The organism is Micromonospora sp. NPDC005252 (assembly GCF_042872475.1).
Classification (GTDB): domain Bacteria; phylum Actinomycetota; class Actinomycetes; order Mycobacteriales; family Micromonosporaceae; genus Micromonospora.
On sequence record NZ_JBIAKN010000003.1, the window covers coordinates 264,499 to 283,561 of the forward strand.

The 19,063-nt window shown below is 71.4% G+C and carries 15 protein-coding genes; 10 read left to right on the top strand and 5 right to left on the bottom strand.

The window, feature by feature from the left end; all coding sequences use genetic code 11:
* Positions 1-3 precede the first annotated feature (3 nt).
* From ACFYPH_RS10795 to ACFYPH_RS10815, 5 genes are all read left to right on the top strand, one after another.
* The gene (locus tag ACFYPH_RS10795) at positions 4-1,494 is read left to right on the top strand and encodes an FtsW/RodA/SpoVE family cell cycle protein (protein WP_354854943.1); all 1,491 of its coding nucleotides are present in this window, start codon (positions 4-6) and stop codon (positions 1,492-1,494) included.
* Positions 1,491-2,996, top strand: coding sequence for a peptidoglycan D,D-transpeptidase FtsI family protein (locus tag ACFYPH_RS10800; RefSeq protein WP_387180899.1), 1,506 nt, complete (start codon positions 1,491-1,493; stop codon positions 2,994-2,996). Before ACFYPH_RS10795 ends, ACFYPH_RS10800 begins: the two co-directional genes overlap by 4 nt.
* Before the next feature lies 1 nt (position 2,997).
* Entirely contained in the window at positions 2,998-4,413 is a 1,416-nt protein-coding gene (locus tag ACFYPH_RS10805) for a protein kinase (RefSeq protein WP_354854947.1), read from the top strand.
* Positions 4,410-6,233 (top strand): Stk1 family PASTA domain-containing Ser/Thr kinase, encoded by a 1,824-nt coding sequence (pknB, locus tag ACFYPH_RS10810; protein ID WP_355063272.1) that lies wholly within the window; start codon positions 4,410-4,412, stop codon positions 6,231-6,233. The genes ACFYPH_RS10805 and pknB overlap by 4 nt, the downstream gene beginning before the upstream one ends.
* Before the next feature lie 101 nt (positions 6,234-6,334).
* Positions 6,335-6,955 (top strand): ElyC/SanA/YdcF family protein, encoded by a 621-nt coding sequence (locus ACFYPH_RS10815; RefSeq protein WP_355063270.1) that lies wholly within the window; start codon positions 6,335-6,337, stop codon positions 6,953-6,955.
* 15 nt (positions 6,956-6,970) lie between these two features.
* Here the strand turns inward: ACFYPH_RS10815 and ACFYPH_RS10820 are convergent, their stop codons facing one another.
* Genes ACFYPH_RS10820 through ACFYPH_RS10835 form a run of 4 tightly spaced genes read right to left on the bottom strand, consistent with a single transcriptional unit; the run spans position 6,971 to position 10,284 of the window.
* A complete protein-coding gene (locus tag ACFYPH_RS10820) occupies positions 6,971-7,621 on the bottom strand; it encodes an aminodeoxychorismate/anthranilate synthase component II (protein ID WP_387180903.1) in 651 nt (216 codons plus the stop codon).
* Between the two features lie 2 nt (positions 7,622-7,623).
* Entirely contained in the window at positions 7,624-7,908 is a 285-nt protein-coding gene (locus ACFYPH_RS10825) for a hypothetical protein (RefSeq protein ID WP_354854954.1), read from the bottom strand.
* Between the two features lie 4 nt (positions 7,909-7,912).
* Entirely contained in the window at positions 7,913-9,484 is a 1,572-nt protein-coding gene (locus ACFYPH_RS10830; protein ID WP_363936510.1) for a class E sortase, read from the bottom strand.
* Entirely contained in the window at positions 9,481-10,284 is an 804-nt protein-coding gene (locus tag ACFYPH_RS10835) for a DUF881 domain-containing protein (protein ID WP_354854958.1), read from the bottom strand. Before ACFYPH_RS10835 ends, ACFYPH_RS10830 begins: the two co-directional genes overlap by 4 nt.
* Positions 10,285-10,506: 222 nt before the next feature.
* Between ACFYPH_RS10835 and ACFYPH_RS10840 the strand changes: the two genes are divergently transcribed.
* The 5 genes from ACFYPH_RS10840 (at position 10,507) to ACFYPH_RS10860 (ending at position 16,912) form a co-directional block, all read left to right on the top strand.
* Positions 10,507-10,770: a cell division protein CrgA gene (locus tag ACFYPH_RS10840; RefSeq protein ID WP_007454145.1), complete on the top strand. Its 264-nt coding sequence runs from the start codon at positions 10,507-10,509 to the stop codon at positions 10,768-10,770.
* 309 nt (positions 10,771-11,079) lie between these two features.
* Entirely contained in the window at positions 11,080-13,278 is a 2,199-nt protein-coding gene (locus ACFYPH_RS10845) for a (Fe-S)-binding protein (RefSeq protein WP_387180907.1), read from the top strand.
* Between the two features lie 145 nt (positions 13,279-13,423).
* A complete protein-coding gene (locus ACFYPH_RS10850; protein ID WP_387181469.1) occupies positions 13,424-14,737 on the top strand; it encodes a hemolysin family protein in 1,314 nt (437 codons plus the stop codon).
* Positions 14,730-15,731, top strand: coding sequence for a hemolysin family protein (locus ACFYPH_RS10855; protein WP_355063264.1), 1,002 nt, complete (start codon positions 14,730-14,732; stop codon positions 15,729-15,731). Before ACFYPH_RS10850 ends, ACFYPH_RS10855 begins: the two co-directional genes overlap by 8 nt.
* Before the next feature lie 167 nt (positions 15,732-15,898).
* Positions 15,899-16,912: an NlpC/P60 family protein gene (locus ACFYPH_RS10860; RefSeq protein WP_354854964.1), complete on the top strand. Its 1,014-nt coding sequence runs from the start codon at positions 15,899-15,901 to the stop codon at positions 16,910-16,912.
* A 62-nt stretch (positions 16,913-16,974) separates the two neighbouring features.
* Here ACFYPH_RS10860 and ACFYPH_RS10865 read toward each other — a convergent pair whose 3' ends face one another.
* Positions 16,975-18,951, bottom strand: a complete 1,977-nt coding sequence (locus ACFYPH_RS10865) for an N-acetylmuramoyl-L-alanine amidase (protein ID WP_387180911.1) — start codon at positions 18,949-18,951, stop codon at positions 16,975-16,977.
* Positions 18,952-19,063 lie beyond the last annotated feature (112 nt).

Below are 19,063 nucleotides of genomic sequence, written 5' to 3' on the forward strand. Positions count from 1 at the left end.
CCCGTGACCGTAGCGGCCACACCGGCACCCTCGCCCGCCACCACGGGCGGGGAGTCCGGCGTACGCCTGGCCCGGTCCCGACGCAACGCCGAGCTGTCCCTGCTGCTGCTGGCGATGGTGCTGGTGGCCGCGTACATGGCGACCGTCGAGGCGAACCTTCTGGACACGGTCACCCCGGACTTCTGGATGCCCGCCGCCGCCCTCGGCGCGGTCTTCCTCGGCCTGCACCTGGTCATCCGGTTCCTCGCCCCGTTCGCCGACCCGGCCCTGCTGCCGGCGGTGGCCCTGCTCAACGGCCTCGGGGTGGGCTTCCTGCGCCGGATCGACCTGGGCGAGGCCGCCCCGGTCGACCGGGAGGATCTGGCCACCTTCGCCGGCATCGGCGGCCGGCAGCTCGCGTGGACGCTCGCCTCGGTGATCCTCGCCGCGGGCCTGCTCGCCATCATGCGCGACCACCGTTCGGTCTCCCGGTACGCGTACACCCTGGGGCTTGCCGGCATCGTGCTGGTGATGCTTCCGGCGGTGCTGCCGCGCAGCATCTCCGAGATCAACGGCGCCAAGCTGTGGATCCGGGTCGGCGGCTTCTCGCTTCAGCCGGGTGAGTTCGCCAAGCTGGCGCTGCTGGTCTTCTTCGCGTACTACCTGGTGCGCAAGCGTGAGGTGCTCTCGCTGGCGAGCCGGCGGTTCCTCGGCATCGACTTCCCGCGTGGTCGGGACCTCGGCCCGGTGGTCGTGGTCTGGCTGATCAGCCTCCTGGTGCTGGTCTTCGAGAAGGACCTGGGCACCTCGCTGCTCTACTTCGGCATGTTCGTGGTGACGCTCTACATCGCCACCGAGCGGGTCAGTTGGCTGCTGATCGGTCTGGTCCTCTTCTTCGGCGGCGCCTACCTCGCCTACGTCCTCGGGTCGACTGTCGGCGGGCCGTTCGCCAACTTCTACCTGCGCGCGGAGATCTGGCTGGATCCGTTCGCCGACCCGACCAACAAGGGCTACCAGCTCGTCCAGGGTCTGCTCGCCCTCGGCACGGGTGGACTCTTCGGGGCCGGGCCGGGCGGCGGTCAGCCGGACATCCTGCCCGAGGTGCAGAACGACTTCATCTTCGCCGGCATCGGCGAGGAGATCGGCCTGTTCGGCCTCTCCGCGCTGCTCGTGGTCTACCTGCTGATCGTGGAGCGGGGCCTGCGCGCCGCGCTCGCGGTGCGCGACTCGTTCGGCAAGCTGCTCGCGGGCGGTCTCGCCTTCACCCTGGGCCTGCAGGTCTTCGTGATCGTCGGCGGCATCAGCAAGCTCATTCCGCTGACCGGCCAGACCACCCCGTTCCTGTCCGCCGGTGGTTCGTCGCTGATGGCGAACTGGCTGCTCATCGCGGTCCTGTTGCGGGTCTCCGATGGGGCCCGGCGACCGGTGACCGGCGGTGCCGGCAAGGCGGCCCGGCCCTCGGGCGGCCCGCCCGAGCAGTTGCATGGTGCTCCCACGGAGGTGATCAAGCCGTGAACGCACCCCTGCGCCGTGTCGGCATCGTCGTCATGGTCCTGTTCGGTCTGCTCTTCGCGAACCTCAACTGGATCCAGGCGTACAAGGCCGACGAGTACCGCACCAGTGACTACAACGGCCGGGTCCAGGTCGCCGACTACAAGCGCAAGCGCGGCAACATCGAGGCTGGCGGCACGGCGGTGGCCACCAGCAAGGAGACCACCGGCAAGCTGAAGTTCCAGCGCACCTACCCGGGTGGGGCCAAGTACGCGCACGTGCTCGGCTACAAGCCGGTCAACCTGGCCGACACCGGCATCGAGCAGGTGGAGAACGACTTCCTGGCCGGCACCAGCGACCAGTTGATCGGCGACCGGTTCAAGGACATGTTCACCGGCGACGAGACCGGTGGCGGCAACGTGCTCCTCACGCTCTCGAAGCGGGCGCAGGACGTGGCGTACGACCAGATGCGCAACAACCAGGTGGATGCGAAGCGCGGCGCGGCGATCGCCATCGACCCGCGGACCGGTGCGGTGCAGGCCCTGGTGTCCATGCCCAGCTTCGACCCGAACCCGCTGGTCAGCCACAACACGACCGAGGCCGCGGCGGAGATCAACAAGCTGGAGCAGAATCCGGACGGCCCGCTCAAGAACCGGGCCCTCTCCGAGACGCTGCCCCCGGGCTCCACCTTCAAGATCGTGGTCGCCGCGGCGGCGCTGGAGAACGGCGTCACCAAGACGACCCCGATCCCGGCCGGCTCCAGCTACACCCCACCCACCTCGGGCAGCCCGATCCGCAACGCCGCCCCGTCGATCTGCCCCGAGCCGCAGGTCACCCTGCTGGAGGCGGTCACCGAGTCGTGCAACACCGGCTTCGCGCAGCTCGGCGTACGGCTCGGCGCCGACAAGGTCAAGGAGAAGGCCCGGCAGTTCGGCTTCGAGCAGGAGGACCTCACGGTCGGGCAGCTCGGCGAGGGCGGTCTGCGGACGGCGGCCAGCCGGACCGGCGACATGCTGAACCCGGACGGCAGCACCGACCCGGCCGCGTTGGCCCAGTCCTCGATCGGTCAGAACAACGTCCGGATGACGCCGCTGCAGGGCGCGATGATCGCCGGTTCGGTCGCCAACGGTGGCAGCCAGATGCGGCCGTACCTGGTCCGGCAACTCCTCGCCCCGGACCGGACCACCAGCTACTACACCGCGAAGCCGCGGGAGCTGCGTCAGCCGGTCAGCGGTCAGGTCGCCAGCGACCTGCGCGACATGATGGTCAGCGTGGTCCAGAAGGGCACCGGCCAGAAGGCGGCGATCAGCGGCTACACGGTCGGTGGCAAGACCGGCACCGCGCAGTCCGCCCCGGACCGGCCCGACCACGGCTGGTTCATCGGCTTCGCCCTGGACAAGAACGGCAACCCGGTCTCCGCGGTGTGTGTCGTGCTGGAGCAGGCCGGCAGCGGCGGCAGCGCCGAAGCGGCCCGGATCGGCGGCCAGATCATGCGGGCCGCCATCGCCGACCCCGGGGGCCGCTGACATGCTCAGCCCCGGCGTCCAGCTCGGCAACCGCTACCGCCTCGACGAGCGGATCGCCAGCGGCGGCATGGGTGACGTCTGGCGCGGCACCGACCAGGTGCTCGGCCGGACGGTAGCGGTCAAGAGCCTGCTCCCCGCGCTGCTCGACGACCCCGACTTCGCCGAGCGGTTCCGGGGCGAGGCGCGGACCATGGCGACCATCAACCACCCCGGCGTGGTGGACGTCTACGACTTCGGCAACGACCAGCAGATCGCCTTCCTGGTCATGGAGTACGTCGAGGGCGACGCCCTGTCGTCCACGCTGAGCCGGGTCGGTCGACTCACCCCGGCCCGGACGATGGCGCTTGTCGCGCAGGCCGCCGACGCGTTGCACGCCGCGCACGAGAAGGGCATCGTGCACCGCGACGTGAAGCCGGGCAACCTGCTGGTCCGGCCGAACGGCACGCTGGTGCTGACCGACTTCGGCATCGCCCGCTCCGACATCGTCGGCCAGCTCACCGCCGCCGGCTCGGTGCTCGGCACCGCCTCGTACATCTCTCCCGAGCAGGCCACCGGTCAGGTGGCCACCCCGGCGTCCGACGTGTACGCGCTCGGCGTGGTCGCCTACCAGTGCCTCGCCGGGCGGCGACCGTTCGAGGGCGACAACCCGCTCGACATCGCCATGCGGCACGTTCGGGAGACGCCCCGGCCGCTGCCGTCCGACATCCCGCCGCAGGTCCGCGCGGTGGTGGAACGGGCGCTGGCCAAGGATCCGGCCGCCCGCTGGCCGAGCGCCGCCGCGCTCGCCGGAGTCGCCCGCCAGCTCAAGGCCGCGCTGTCCCAGCAGGCCCGGGCCGGCGGTCACACCGGCCCGGTCTCCGGTGCGCCGTCCTCACCCGCCGCGCCCGGCCGGGCCCAGGTGCCGCAGTCGCAGCAGCTCCGCCCGCCGAACGCCCCGCACCGGCAGCCTCCCGTCGGGCAGCGCCCGACGACTGTCGCGCCGGCCCAGCAGCCCCGCCCCACAGCTGTCGCACCGGCCGTACCGCACGCGCGTCCGCCGGTCGCCCCGGCCGGCTACCCGCGCGGCGCCGCGGCGGTGCCGCCGGCACAGACCCGGCAGGAACAGCCACCGGCGTACGCCCGGCAGGCCGTCCCGGGGCTGCCGGCGCCCGAGCCGCGTCGGTCCCGGCCCGGGATGGTGCTCCTCGCCATCCTGCTGGCCTTACTGGTCCTGCTCTGCTCCGGCGTGATTTCCTACAACCTGCGGAAGCAGTCGCAGACCGGTGCGTCCGGGGCGTCGGCTTCACAGACCGTGACGTCCGGCGCGCTGCGGCTCGACGGACGCGACGATGCGACCCGGACGTCGTACCGTCGTGAGGTACGACTCCGGCCGGGTGACGGCGGGACGACGACGAGCGAAGGACGACAGACGCGATGACAGCGCAGGCCCGCCTGCTCGGTGGCAGGTACCAGGTCGGCGAGCTGCTCGGCTATGGCGGCATGGCCGAGGTGCACCGCGGTCGCGACCTCCGGCTCGGTCGGGACGTCGCGATCAAGATGCTCCGCACCGACCTCGCCCGGGACGCGACGTTCCAGATGCGGTTCCGCCGGGAGGCGCAGAACGCCGCATCGCTCAACCACCCGGCGATCGTGGCGGTCTACGACACCGGCGAGGAGACCGCGCCGACCGGCGAGACGCTGCCCTTCATCGTCATGGAGTTCGTCAACGGGCGGACGTTGAAGGAGGTCCTCGGGGCCGAGGGCCGGTTGCAGCCCCGCCGTGCGCTGGAGATCTGCGCCGACATGTGCGCGGCGCTGGAGTTCAGCCACCGGCACGGCATCATTCACCGGGACATCAAGCCGGGCAACGTCATGCTCACCCAGACCGGCCAGGTCAAGGTGATGGACTTCGGCATCGCCCGGGCGCTGGCCAGCGGCGCGACCACCATGACGCAGACCAGCGCGGTGATCGGCACGGCCCAGTACCTGTCACCGGAGCAGGCGCGCGGTGAGGCCGTGGACGCCCGCTCCGATGTGTACGCGGCCGGCTGCGTCCTGTTCGAGCTGGTCTGCGGGCACCCGCCGTTCGTCGGGGACAGCCCGGTAAGCGTCGCGTACCAGCACGTGCGGGAGACTCCGCCGACGCCGAGCGACATCAACCCGGACGTCACCCCGGCGGTCGACGCGATCGTGCTCAAGGCGCTGTCCAAGAACCCGCTCAACCGCTACCAGAGCGCCGGCGAGATGCGGGCCGACCTGCTGCGCGCCGCCGCCGGCCGGCCGGTGCTGGCCACTCCGGTGCTGCGCGAGGCCGAGACGGTGGCGATGGCCCCGGCCGGCGGCGGTGGCGGCTACCCGCCCGCCGCCACCGGGCCGCAGACCCGGCAGATCCCGGCCCGGGTCGGCGATCCGCGCCAGCGCAAGGCGTCCTCCTGGCTGATCGCCCTGTTCAGCGCGGTCGGCGTGCTGGCGGTGATCGCCCTGGTCGCCGCCCTGCTGTGGAGTCAGCAGCAGGACAAGGACCTGAAGTCGGTGCCCACCCTCGCCGGAAAGACACGGGACGCCGCGTTCACCGACATCACCAGAGCCGGCCTCAATCCGGTGGTCGGCGAGCCGGTTCTGAACAGCACCTGCGCCGAGGGCACGGTGGTCGGCCAGAACCCGCAGCCGAACGCTCGACTGAAGGAGGCCAGCACGGTCACCATTCAGCTCTGCGGCGGCAAGCCCGAGGTGGCCGTCCCGACCGGCCTCAAGGGCAGCAAGGAGGAGAGCGCCGTCGCCCGCCTCGAGGAGGCGAAGCTCGACTACACGGTCAAGCCGGTCGACAGCCCGGAGAGCGAGGGCATCGTCGTCAAGGTCAACCCGCCGGAGGGTCAGAAGGTCCCCGAGGGCACGAAGGTGACCCTCGAGGTGTCGAAGGGCAATGTCCGTGAGGTGCCGGACGTCGTCGGGCTGAGCGAGGACGAGGCCACCCGCACCCTGCGCAACGCCGGCTTCGTGGTGAACGTCCAGGATGGCCCCGATGTGCCGGCGGCCCAGGCCGGCAAGGTCACCGACCAGAGCCCGAACGGCAAGGAGAAGAAGCCGAGCGGCACCAGGGTGACCATCAAGGTGAGCCAGCCGGAGGTCGTGGAGGAGACGCCCAGTCCGTCGGTGACGCCGACGCCCACACCGAGCGGCACGCCAACGACGCCGGGCATCGGTGGTGGCTCCGGCCAGCCGATCTTCCCGCCGCCGGTCCGACTTCCCGAGGAGTAGCCGTCCCCGCCTGGGTGCGGAGCCTCCGGCCGGGCTCCGCCGTCGATCGTCCGAGGACGGGCCGGTGGCGTCGGCATCTGCTGCGCGGGGTTGCCCTGGGCGTGGTCGTGCTTGTCCTGAGCAGCGTCCCGTGGCTGTGGACGACGTTCGGAGCGCGCGGGCACACCTACGGCGAAGCGGACGCTCCCGCCGCCGACGTCGTGATCGTCCTGGGTACGGCGGTGACGGCTGACGGGCGGCAGCCGGGCGAACGGCTCGTCGGCCGCCTGGAGACCGCCGCCGAGCTGGTGCGTACCGGGCGGGCCCGGGTCGTGCTGGTCTCCGGTGACGGGGGTGGCACGTCCGGCGACGAGCCGACGGTGATGACCGCGTATCTGACCGAGAAGCTCGGCGTGGATCCCCGGCGGGTGGTGGCGGACCCGTTCGGCCTGGACACGTACGACAGCTGCGCCCGCGCGAGAGACGTGTACGGCGTCCAGCGGGCTCTGGTCGTGACGCAGTCCTATCACCTGTCCCGGGCGGTCACGCTCTGTCGGCACCTCGGCCTCAATGTCGACGGGGTCACCGCTCGATGCGATGGTTGCGGGCCCGGCCTGCTCGTCCGCAAGGCCGTTCGCGACTACTTCGCCAGCGGCAAGGCGGCCTGGGACGCGTTCCGGGGCCGGCCGCCCGCGGTCCGGTCGTCGGTGAGCCCCGCCGTGCGGGACGCCCTGCGAAGCTGACCGGCCGGTGCCGGTCTACGCGGCGGCGAAGGCGGCCCGGCGGCGGGCGTCCACCTCGGCGGCCAGCGCCGGGGCACGCTCCAGCGCCTCCGGGTGACCGCAACCGGCCAGCCAGTTGGCGAGCATCAGGTGACCGCCCTCAGTGAGCACCGACTCCGGGTGGAACTGCACGCCCTCGATGGGCAGCGTCCGGTGCCGCATCGCCATCACCACACCGGAGCCGGTCCAGCCGGTGACCTCCAGCTCGTCGGGCAGCGTCTCGGGGAGCACGGCGAGCGAGTGGTAGCGGGTGGCGGTGAAGGGGTCGGGTAGGCCGGCGAGCACGCCGACCGAGTGGTGCCGCACCTCGGAGGTCTTGCCGTGCAGCAACTCGGGGGCCCGGGTCACGGTCGCCCCGAACGCCTCGCCGATGGCCTGGTGGCCGAGGCAGACGCCGAAGATCGGCAGCTCGCCCGCGTACTTGCGGATGACGTCCAGGCAGATGCCGGCCCGGTCGGGGCTGCCCGGCCCTGGTGAGAGCAGGATGCCGGCTGCGCCCACCCGGCCGACCTCGGCGACGTCGATCTCATCGTTGCGGCGGACGTCGCAGTCCACGCCGAGCTGGCCCAGGTACTGCACCAGGTTGAAGACGAACGAGTCGTAGTTGTCGATCACCAGGACGCGCATGGTCACCTGCTCGGAGTGGACGGCGCGGGATTGTTCTGGTCGGTGTCGTACGGCAGCTCGTGCTCGTCACCGGCCGGAGTCTCCCCGGTCACCGCGTCTCCGCCGCCCGGCTCCCCCGGAACGCCGGAGTCCTGGGTGACCTGCACGTCGTCGAAGGGCAGCAGCGGCTCGGCCCACGGGAAGGCCACGTACCAGAGCAGGGCCACCGTGGCGGCCGCGAGCAGCACCGAACCGACCAGCTTGCCGGCCAGGCCGAACGGGAGCTTACGCCAGATGAAGGCGTACATCGGGTCAGCCTCCCAGCTCCGTCGGGCGGCCCGCCGACTTGGGCTGTGTCCGGTCCAGCTCGGCGTGGATGATCAGGCGCTGGTAGTTGTCGAACTTGGGATTGCAGGTGGTCAGCGTGAGCATCCGCTTGGTCGGCTTCTTGTTCGGTTCGCCGGGCACCGGGGCCACCACCTCGACCTGCGTGGGCTTCACGATGCGGGTCCGCGCCACCCGGTAGATGTACCAGTCGGTCTTGCCCTCGACCACGATCGCGTCGCCCTCGTCCAGCTCGTCCAACCGCCAGAAGGTGGCCCGGTTGCGGTGACCCGCCACGGAGAAGTTGCCGACCTGACCAGGCAGTGCGCTGGTCGGGTAGTGACCCGGGGCGTATCGGATGTCTTGCTGCGTGACGCCCTCGACCACCACCCAGTTCTTGTCGAGCTTGGGGATGTAGAGGCCCGCGATCGGCTTGCCGTGCACCGGCGGGGACGGCTTGACGCTCGGGGTGGCCGACGGGGCGACCGTGGGGTCGTCGGTCGCGCCGCCCCATTCCTGGGCGAGTTGGCTGTTGAGGTCGTTCTGGTGGGCGTCGACGATGGCCGACTTGCCCCACACCTCGTAGCCGGCGAAGAGCAGCACGACCAGGCCGAAGGTGATCAGCACCTCGCCGGTGACCCGGATGCCGGTCCGCAGCCGGGAGCCCAACGACGGGCGGGTGAGCTCCGAGTAGACGCTCTTGTAGCCCTCGCCGGTCTGGTGCGGCCGGAGTTGGACCACCTGCTCGCCCCGACGGGGTCGGGGAGGCTCGCCGGCGCTGTCGTCCGCGCTGGCCGGCTCATCCGGCGTCGACGTACGGGGGACGGCGCCCATCAGCGCCGTGGCGTCCATGGCCGGAGGCCGGGTTGCCGGACCGGACGGTACGGCGGGGATGAGGGCTGTGGCGTTCGGGTCGGCGGGGCGGCCCGGCCCGGCTGGAGAGACCGGGGCACCCGCCGCGCTGGTCGGGCGTGCGGGACCCGCGCCAACCTTCGGGATGAACGCGGTCGGCGCATCGCCGCCGGACTGGGTCGCGCCGCTCGGAGGAGTCGAGGCGCCGGACGGGCCGCCGGCGGTCGCCGGGCGGGTCGGCGCGGTGCCGGGGGCTGGGCCGCGCGCGTGGTCGTTGCCCGGGGCGGCCGGCCGGACCGGCCCCTGCGCGGGGGACGCGGTCGGTCGGCCGGGAGCGGCGGCGGGGGGCTGGCCGGACCCGCCGCGTGGAGACGAGCCGGGCGCTGCGGCACCCGGCCAGGGCGGCGGTGCCGCCGGGCTCGGGTGGTGTGGAGCGCGCTGCGGGTCCGGTCGGCCGGCGCTGGGCGGGGCAGGGTGCTCGGCGCGCGGGCCGGCGGCGCTCGGCGGCTCGGGAGCTTCCGCCGGACGCGGTGCCCGTGGCCGGCCGGGTAGCACGGGCTCGGGCCAGTTGCCGGTCCGAGCCCGGCCCGGCGTCGGCTCGGGCCGCTCCGGAGTCGGCTCGGGTCGGTCGACCTTGGGCAGGAAGGCGGTCGGGTCGTCGGCCTGGTCCCGGTGTCGCCCGTCGCGGCGTTCGTCCGGGCTGCTCACCTGGGCACCGTCGCCGAGCGCAGCGCGGTCGAGTCCTCGAAGGCCTTGATGGTCACCGTGGAGACGGACTCCTTGTAGCCGAGTTGATAGTCGTCGACTGCGTCCTTGAACAACCGGACTCCCTCAGAGCTGGCGAGGGCCTGCTGGAGGGCAGCGGGATCGCCGATTGCTACGATCTTGAACGGTGGGGAGTACACCCGCCCATGGAGCAGCAGGGTGTTACCGACGCAGCGTACCGCGCTGGTTGCGAGCACGCGGACGTTCATGATTGACATGGCCTCCGCTCCACCCGCCCAGAGTGCGTTGACCACGGCCTGTACGTCGCCCTGGTGCACGACCAGGTCGTCGTTGGTGGCGTCGGTGTGGGCCTCGTCGTCGTGTTGGGGCGCGTCGTTCAGCTCGACAGTCACGGCCGTGCCGGTGACGGCGGTGAACCCGGCCGCCTTGAGGCTGCCCTGGGCCCGGGCCTGCTGGGCCTTGATTGGGGCGTCCGAGCCGGCAAGTGTGTCGGTGCGTTGCTGGACCTCGTCGCGCAGGGTGGCAGCGCGGCGTTCGCTCGCCTCGACCTGCTGCTCGCGCTCCTCGATGAGCTGGTTGAGCTGGGGCCGCCGGTCCTCGCGTAGAGCGGTGCCGCCCGCCGTGGTCGCGGTGGTGGTGAAGAGCAGCCCCGCTGCGGCGGCGATCAGGGGCACCCCGATCGACCAGCCTGGTCGCCGTTGGCGTGGCCGCCGGGGCAGCAGCCCGGCGACGGCCCGTCGGAGGGCCTTTTGCCAGGAGGCGGCGCCGGATGTGTACTCCACCGAGCGTTCCTTCCGCGTGTCGGGGACCGGTTCGTACCGGCCGGGCCGGTGATGCGAACAGTCCCGCCCTTTTCGGTCACTCCATGTACCTGCCTGACCCCATTCGTGGTCCAGGCGGCCGTTCGGGACTACGCTAGCTGTCGAACATTATTGGCCATGAACCGTCGCCTCCGCGTCCGGTTGTCAGGCCGGACGAGGTCGTCACCCCCTCTGGAGAGCGCCGTGCCCAAGTCTCAGGTCCGCAAGAAGAAGGTGTACACCCCGCCGACGGACGTCCGTCCGACGACGACGGCGGCGTCGCGCAAGCCTAGCCCGGTGTGGCTGCCGATCACCGCGGTCGCCCTGATCGTCGCGGGCATCGGCTGGCTGGTCGTCTACTACCTCTCCGAGCAGGAGTACCCGGTCGCCTCGTGGCAGTACTGGAACCTCGCGGTCGGCTTCGGCGCGATGGTCGCGTCGCTGGTGCTGCTCTCGCGCTGGCGCTGAGCCTCTCCCGCTGACGCTGGGCCTGGCCTGGGCGCCGCCGCGCCGAAGGATCCAGGTCACCCGCCACGCCCCTGCCCGGCGGGACCGGGCGGGGCACCCTATGGTGTCCGCAGGCAGCGTGGCCTACTGCGAGATGACTCACGTTACTGCTGGGTAACCTTGCGCGTAGGCTGCACTGCATGACCGAGCGGAGCGAGGTCATCGACCGGTCCGGTCGCAGGTGTGGCAGCGGCGCGACGCTGGCTTCGTCCTGCCCCGGTCCCGGTTGCTGAACCGCTCGACAGGCAGCAGACCGGGGAGGCCAACTCGATGGGCAGCGTCCAGATCGTCACCACGATCCTCGCGGCCGGCATCACCGCCGTGGCGGTGTGGCTGGCGGTGCGCGCGGTCATGAAGATGACGGCCGTCATCCGGCTGGGGCAACCCGCTCCGGAGCGGTTCACCGACAAGGGCGCCCGCACGAAGAAGATGCTGGTGGAGACCGCCGGCCACACCCGCATGCTCAAGTGGGGCGTGGTGGGTGCCGCGCACTGGTTCGTGATGGTCGGCTTCGTCGTGCTGTCACTGCTGGTGCTCGAGGCGTACTTCGAGGTGGTCACCCCGACCGGCGGGCTGCCGATCATCGGGCACTGGACGATCTTCGGCCTGGCCACCGAGGTCATCGGCGTGCTGGGCCTGGTCGGCATCCTGGTGCTGATGGCGATCCGGCTGCGCAACCGGCCCACCCGCCCGGGCGGTCGCTCCCGGTTCACCGGCTCGACCATGTGGCAGGGCTACTTCGTCGAGTGGATCGTGCTGCTGGTCCTGATCTTCGGGTTCGTGATCCGGGGCTTCAAGGTCGCCACCGACCACTTCGAGTACCCGGTCTGGGCCACCCCGGTCAGCCACGCCGTCGGCGCGGTGCTGCCCGACTGGCAGGACGGCGCCAGCGTCGCCGCGCTCATCAAGATCATTATCTCGATGACCTGGCTGATCGTCATCTCGCTGAACGTCACCATGGGCGTCGCCTGGCACCGGTTCCTGGCGTTCCCCAACATCTTCTTCAAGCGTGAGCCGGCCAAGCCGGCCGGCTCCGGCCTCGGCGCGCTGCGCCCGATGATGAGCCAGGGCAAGCCGCTCGACTTCGAGGAGGCCGACCCGGAGAAGGACCAGTTCGGCGTCGCCCAGGTCGAGCAGTTCACCTGGAAGGGCCTGCTGGACTTCAGCACCTGCACCGAGTGCGGCCGCTGCCAGTCGCAGTGCCCGGCCTGGAACACCGGCAAGCCGCTGTCGCCCAAGCTGCTCGTGCTGAGCCTGCGCGACCACGCGTACGCCAAGGCGCCCTACCTACTGGCCGGTGGCGGCAAGGACCTGACCGGCGAGGAGAAGGCCACCCAGGCGCAGCTCGCGCACCTGGACGTGCTGGCTCTGGCCGAGGCCGACAAGCCGTTGATCGGCACCGCCGAGGAGGGCGGGGTCATCGATCCGGACGTGCTCTGGTCCTGCACCACCTGCGGCGCCTGCGTCGAGCAGTGCCCGGTGGACATCGAGCACGTCGACCACATCGTCGACATGCGCCGTTACCAGGTGCTGATCGAGTCGAGCTTCCCCTCCGAGGCCGGCGTGATGCTGCGCAACCTGGAGAACAAGGGCAACCCGTGGGGCGCCCCGCAGAACACCCGCGAAGACTGGACCAAGGGCCTGGACTTCGAGGTGCCCCGGGTCGGCGAGGTGGACGACTTCGAGTACCTGTTCTGGGTCGGCTGCGCCGGCGCGTTCGAGGACCGGGCCAAGAAGACCACCCGCGCCGTGGCCACCCTGCTCAACGAGGCCGGCGTGAAGTTCGCGATCCTCGGCGAGGGCGAGACCTGCTCCGGCGACCCGGCGCGACGGATCGGCAACGAGTTCGTCTTCCAGATGCTCGCCCAGCAGAACGTGGAGACGCTGAACGAGGCGTTCGAGGGCCGGGAGAAGGCCAAGCGCAAGATCGTGGCGACCTGCCCGCACTGCTTCAACACCCTGGGCAACGAGTACGGCCAGCTCGGCGGCGAGTTCGAGGTGGTCCACCACACCCAGCTGCTGGCCCACCTGGTGTCCACCGGCAAGCTGACGCCGGTGCAGCCCGTCGACGGCGGCGTGACCTACCACGACCCCTGCTACCTGGGCCGGCACAACCGGATCTTCGCGGCCCCTCGCGAGGTGCTCGGGGACTCCATCGAGGGTGAGATCACCGAGATGCCGCGCAACAGCGAGCGCTCCTTCTGCTGCGGCGCCGGCGGCGCCCGGATGTGGATGGAAGAGAAGATCGGCAAGCGGATCAACGTGGACCGGGTCGAGGAGGCCATGGCCACCGGGGCGAAGACCGTAGCCGTCGGCTGCCCGTTCTGCTCGACGATGCTCAACGACGGGGTCAACGGCAAGGGTGCCGGCGAACAGGTCGAGGTGATCGACGTGGCGAGCGTCCTGCTGCGCTCGGTGAAGCCGGAGCAGCCGCGGGGCGACAAGGAGTCCGCGCCGGTCGCCGGCTGAGGCGTACCGCGAAAATCATCGGACGGCGGCGGCGCCCACGGGGTGCCGCCGCCGCGCCCGACCGGGGCCCGGCCGTCGCGCACCCGGCGTGGCACAATCGCGGTCGAGGTGAGACGACATCGACGGCCTGCTCTGGACCACGCTGCTGCCACTGGTCGGCTTCGTTGCGCTGACCGCCGGCAACGCGTTCTTCGTCGCGGCCGAATTCGCCCTGGTCACGGTGGACCGGGCGGAGATCGACCGCCGGGCCGCCGCCGGCGACGAGGCCGCCCTGACAGTCCGCACCGCGCTGCGTGAGCTGTCCTTCCAGCTCTCCGGAGCGCAGCTCGGCATCACCATCACCGCGCTGCTCACCGGCTACCTGGCCGAGCCCGCCCTGGCCCGGATCTTCACCCCGCTGCTGCGCCCGGTGGCCGGGGAGAGCACCGAGCGTTTCACCCCGTTCCTGGCGCTGGCCCTGGCCACGCTCATCTCCATGCTCTTCGGCGAGCTGGTGCCCAAGAACGCGGCGCTGGCCCAACCGATGCCCGCCGCGCTGGCCACCGCCGGGCCGATGCACACCTTCTCCCGGACGTTCGGCTGGGTGATCCGGGGCCTGAACGGCTCGGCGAACCGGCTGGTCCGGGCGCTCGGCGTGGAGCCGCAGGAGGAGCTGGCCAGCGCCCGCTCACCGGAAGAGCTGGGCCTGCTGGCCGCCATCTCGGCCCGCGCGGGCGCGCTGCCCACGGACACGGCGATGCTGCTGCGCCGCACCATCCGGTTCGGCGACAAACGGGCGGCCGAGGCGATGACCCCGCGGGTCGACGTGGTCGCGCTGCGCGCCACCGCCACCGTGGCCGAGCTGCTCGAAGAGTCGCGGCGGACCGGACGGACCCGCTTCCCGGTGTACGAGGAGACCCTGGACCTGGTCACCGGTGTGGCCGGCGTGCCGGACGCGCTGGGCGTGCCGCTGGCCGCGCGGGCGTCGACCATGGTCGGGTCGGTGGCCCGGGAGCCGGTGTACGTGCCGGAGAGCCTGGACCTGGACGGCGTGCTGGCGGCGTTGAAGGCGGCCGGGGCTGACCTGGCCATCGTGGTCGACGAGTACGGCGGCACGGACGGCGTGGTGACGATCGAGGACCTGGTCGAGGAGCTGGTCGGGGAGATCGCCGACGAGTTCGATCCGGCCAGTGTGGACGACACCGGGCCGGTCGAGCTGACCGTGCCGGGCGGGGAGCGCACGGTGCTTGTCGACGGGGTGCTGCGCTCCGACGAGCTGGCCGAGCAGACGGGCTTCCGGCTGCCCGAGGGGCCGTACGAGACGCTGGCCGGCTTCCTGATGGCGCGACTGGGGCACATCCCGCTGGCCGGCGAGACCGTCGACGCGGACGGCTGGGAGTTCACCGTGGTGGAGGTGGAGCGGCACCGGATCGAGCAGGTCCGGGTGCTGCGCCCGGCGGAACCGGACACCGATGACTGAGCTGCTGGTGACCGTGCTGCTGCTGCTCGGCAACGGGTTCTTCGTGGGCAGCGAGTTCGCGCTGATCGCGTCCCGGCGGACGGTGATCGAACCGTTGGCGGTCGGCTCGAAGCGGGCCCGCTGGGCGCTGTCGGCGATGAACCAGATCCCGCTGATGATCGCCGGTGCGCAGCTCGGCATCACGGTCTGCTCGCTGGGCCTCGGCGCGATCGCCGAGCCGGCGCTGGCTCATCTGCTGGAGTCGCCGTTCCACGCGGTCGGCCTGCCCGAGCGCGCGGTGCACCCGGTGGCGTTCGTGCTCGCGCTCGGCGTCGTCGTCTTCCTGCACACGGTGGTCGGCGAGATGGTGCCGAAGAACATCACGCTGGCCGGTCCGGAGGTCTCCGCCCTCTGGCTGGGCCCAGCCATGCTGGCCTTCTGCGTGGCCACCAAGCCGTTGCTGCTGGCGATGAAGTGGGCGGCCCGCCGGGTGCTGGCGTTCTGGCGGATCGAGGCGACCGAGGCCGTGAAGACGGTGTTCACCGCCGAGGAGTTGGCCGGGCTGGTGTCGCAGGCGCGTACGGAGGGGCTGCTCGACGCCGAGGAGCACGCCCGCATCACCGGGGCCCTGGCCCTGCACACCCGGACCGCGGCGGACGCGTTGCAGCCGTGGTCGACGGTGGTCACGGTGGCCGAGGACGTCTCCCCGGCGTCGCTGGAGGTGCTGGCGACCCGGACCGGCCGGTCCCGGTTCCCGGTGGTGCAGCGGTCCACCCGGCGCGTACTGGGCTTCGTGCACGTCAAGGACGTGCTCGGGTACGCCGGGCAGGGTCGTCGGGCACCGGTGCCGGCGGAGGTCTACCGGCCGCTGGCGGTGGTGCCGCCGGAACGTACGCTGGCCGATCTGCTGCTGGCCATGCGCCGCGAACGGCGGCACATGGTGCTGGTCAGCGACGGTCGGCGTCCGCTCGGGGTGGTCACGCTCGACGATGTATTGACCGCAATCGTTGGTTAATTGACCAACACCCTTGGTGTGCAAGCGGTTGCGTGACAGTGATGGTGACTCGGCTCGCCTTGATTCCGGTCCAACGCTTCCCTAATGTGGGGCACCGACCGCTGTGGGTCGTCTGCCTCGGCCCTTCCCTCACGCGAGGCGCCCGGCGGTCGGTTGCAAAGGAGTCGGTGCCGGTGGCAACCATGCCCCCTCATCGTCACGCCCCGGGACTGTCCGCTCGGCCGGGCGGTCTACGCCGGGTCGCCCATCGTCTGCTTGTGCTGGTCGCCGCCGCTGCGGTCGGTGCCGGAATGCTCGCCGTGCCGGCGCAGGCCGAGCCCACGGTCGACGAGATCGAGGCGCAGATCGACAAGAAGTGGGAGCAGTTGGAGCCCACGATCGAGCAGTACAACAAGGTACGGGCGCAGCTCAAGGTCAACCGGAAGAAGTCGACCGACCTGCAGAAGAAGATCGAGCCGCTGGCCCTGCAGAGCGAGTTGGCGCTCAACCGGGTCGGTGACCTCGCGTCCCGCTACTACATGTCGGGCCCGTCGCAGGAGATCGGCGCGCTGCTGATCAGCGCCAAGCCGGACACCCTCACCGAGCAGCTCACCCTCCTGGACCGGCTGGCCGCGCAGGAGCGCAAGCAGGTCGAGGGCGTGCTGGCCGTGCGGGCCAAGTACGACAGCGAGAAGCAGAAGCTCGACGCGCTGATCGCCACCCAGACCAAGCAGCAGAACGAGCTGGCGGCCAAGAAGAAGCAGATCGACGCCGAGATCAAGAAGCTCGAGGCGTCGATGCCCAAGACCACGGTCAAGACCGTCGGCTGCCCGACCATCAACGGTGTGCTCGCCGTGGCCGCTCAGAAGGCGATCAAGACCGCCTGCCAGCAGGTCGGCGACCCGTACGTCTGGGGCGCCACCGGCCCGAACTCGTTCGACTGCTCGGGCCTGACCCAGTACGCGTACAAGTCGGCCGGGATCTCCCTCACCCACCACACGGGTGACCAGTGGAACGAGGGCAAGGCCGTGTCGCGCGCCGACGCCCGCCCCGGTGACCTGGTCTTCTTCTTCTCCGGCCTGAGCCATGTCGGGCTCTATCTGGGTAACAACCAGATGGTGCACGCGCCTCGTGCCGGCAAACCGGTGCAGGTGTCCAGCATCACCACCATGCCGATCGCCGGGTTCCGCCGACCCGGCTGATCCAGCGGACGCCACGAGGGCCCTCGGTCGGATGACCGGGGGCCCTCGTCGTATGTCGTTCGTCAGCGGGGTGCGCCCACCGGGGACGGCAGGAGCTGCACGTCGGCGAGGTCGACGTACATGATGCGGTGGCCGAACTGGATCTGCGCGTACCGGTTCTTGCCCCGGATCACCGTCCAGTCGCCGGGCGAGGAGCCGTCGAAGGTGCTGGCCCGGTAGTACTCGCCGGCCAGCACCGCGCCGACGGCGTAGCGCTGACCGGCGGCCAGCGTGTACTGCAGCGGTGAGATCGCCTGGTAGGGCACGCCGGCCGGGTAGGCCGCCTGTTCCGGGTACGCCCGCCCGTACACGGGGATGGTGGCCCGGCCCGGCTTCGGAACGGCCACCACGCCGACGGTCCAGGTGGCGGTAGGCGCGGACGCCGGGTTGTGGAACCAGGCCCGTTGCCCGAGGTACCAGATGGCCGTCCAGTCGCCCTGCCGGCCGGCCAACGCGTACGTCTGGCCGGCGGAGGCCCGCGCCCCGTGGTCCGACACGTCCATCGTGTTCGGGGTGCCGTCCGGGCGGAGCGCGATGTCGTTGACCAGCGGCGCGTCCGTGGACGGCGCGGTGTGCAGCACCACCGACGAGGAGCCGCGCGGCGCGCAGGGTGTTCCAGGGGTGACGCACCCGGTGAACGCCGGTTGGTTGGTCGCGTAGTCGGGGTCGATCCGGACCAGGCCGGTGGCCGGGGTGCCGGTGTCCAGTCGCGGTGCGTGCAGCAGGTCGAAGTAGTGCGTCCAGTCCCAGTAGGGCCCCGGGTCCCAGTGCATCCCGCGCACGGTCGACGCGACGGTGCCGGGCACGTTGTCGTGGCCGATGATGTGCTGGCGGTCCAGCGGGATGCCGTACCGCAGCGCGAGGTGCCGGACGAGCTTCGCCGAGGTCCGGTACATCGCCTCGGTGTACCAGGTGCCCTGCGCGGCGAAGCCCTCGTGTTCCAGCCCGATCGACTTCGCGTTGACGTACCAGTTGCCGGCGTGCCAGGCGACGTCCTTGGTCTTGACGTGCTGGGCGATGTGCCCGTCCACCGAGCGCAGCGAGTAGTGCCAGCTCACGTAGGTCGGGTCCTGGACGAGTTTCAGGGTGGTCGCCCAACTCGCCTCGGTGTCGTGGATGACGATGTACTCGATCTTCTGCCGGGCGGGCCGGTCGGAGAGATCGTGGTTGCCGTAGTCGCCGTCGCCGAACGCCTCGTAGGGTGCCGGGATCCACTCACAGGAGACGGTCCGCGGGCACTCCAGGCCGTCCGGGCGGGCGAGTCGTCGTAGGCCCAGCCGGTCCAGCCAGGAACGCTGGGGTTGGACCGCGCGGGCCGGCAACGTGACCCGCTGGCCGTCGTCGGTCACGCGGGTCTCGCCGTCGCCGATGGTGGTGTAGACCTCGTCGGCGAAGGCCGCCGCGGCGTCGGCGCTGTCCGCGCCGGCGTAGCGGGCCACCGCGCCGTACCAGGTGGCGGGGTCGGTGCCGGCGCCGACCGGGGCGCCCACCTCCCGTTGGTACGCGGCCAGCAGCGCCGCCCCGCCCCGGATGTTGGTCGTCGCGTCGCTGCGCAGCGCCTCGGGGGCGGCGCCGGTCAGCGCGGCGGCGGCGTCGACGGTCTGCATCGCGGCCGTGGGCGGCGCGGGATCCGTGGCCGGCGCGGGTGCCAGGACGGCACGGGAGTCGTCGCCGCGCGGATCCTCGGTGCCGGCGTCGTGGTGGCCGCGCGCGGGTAGGGCGGCCACGTGGCGGGCATCGGTCAGGTGCATCGGTCCGTAGCCGCCGCTGGTGCTCGGGGTGCCGGCGTTGCTGTCCCAGCGGGACTCCAGGTAGGAGACCCCGAGCAGCACGGCGGTCGGCACGCCGTACTCGGTCGACGCGGCGGCGTACTGCTGCTGACGGTCGGCGGCCGGTGCGGCGGAGGCGGGGCCGGCGCTCAGCGGTACGGCGGCCGTGGCGATGACCACGGCGACCGCGAGCGATGCGCGCCGGCCGGCGGACAGGGTTGGACGTTCCATCGAACCCCCTAGATTTGACTGGTAACGGTGTGGTCACCTTCGCGCCGGTCGGGAGTCCGCGTCAATACCTTTCCATATATCAAACTGCATCGAAAGAAACCTTCACGCACGC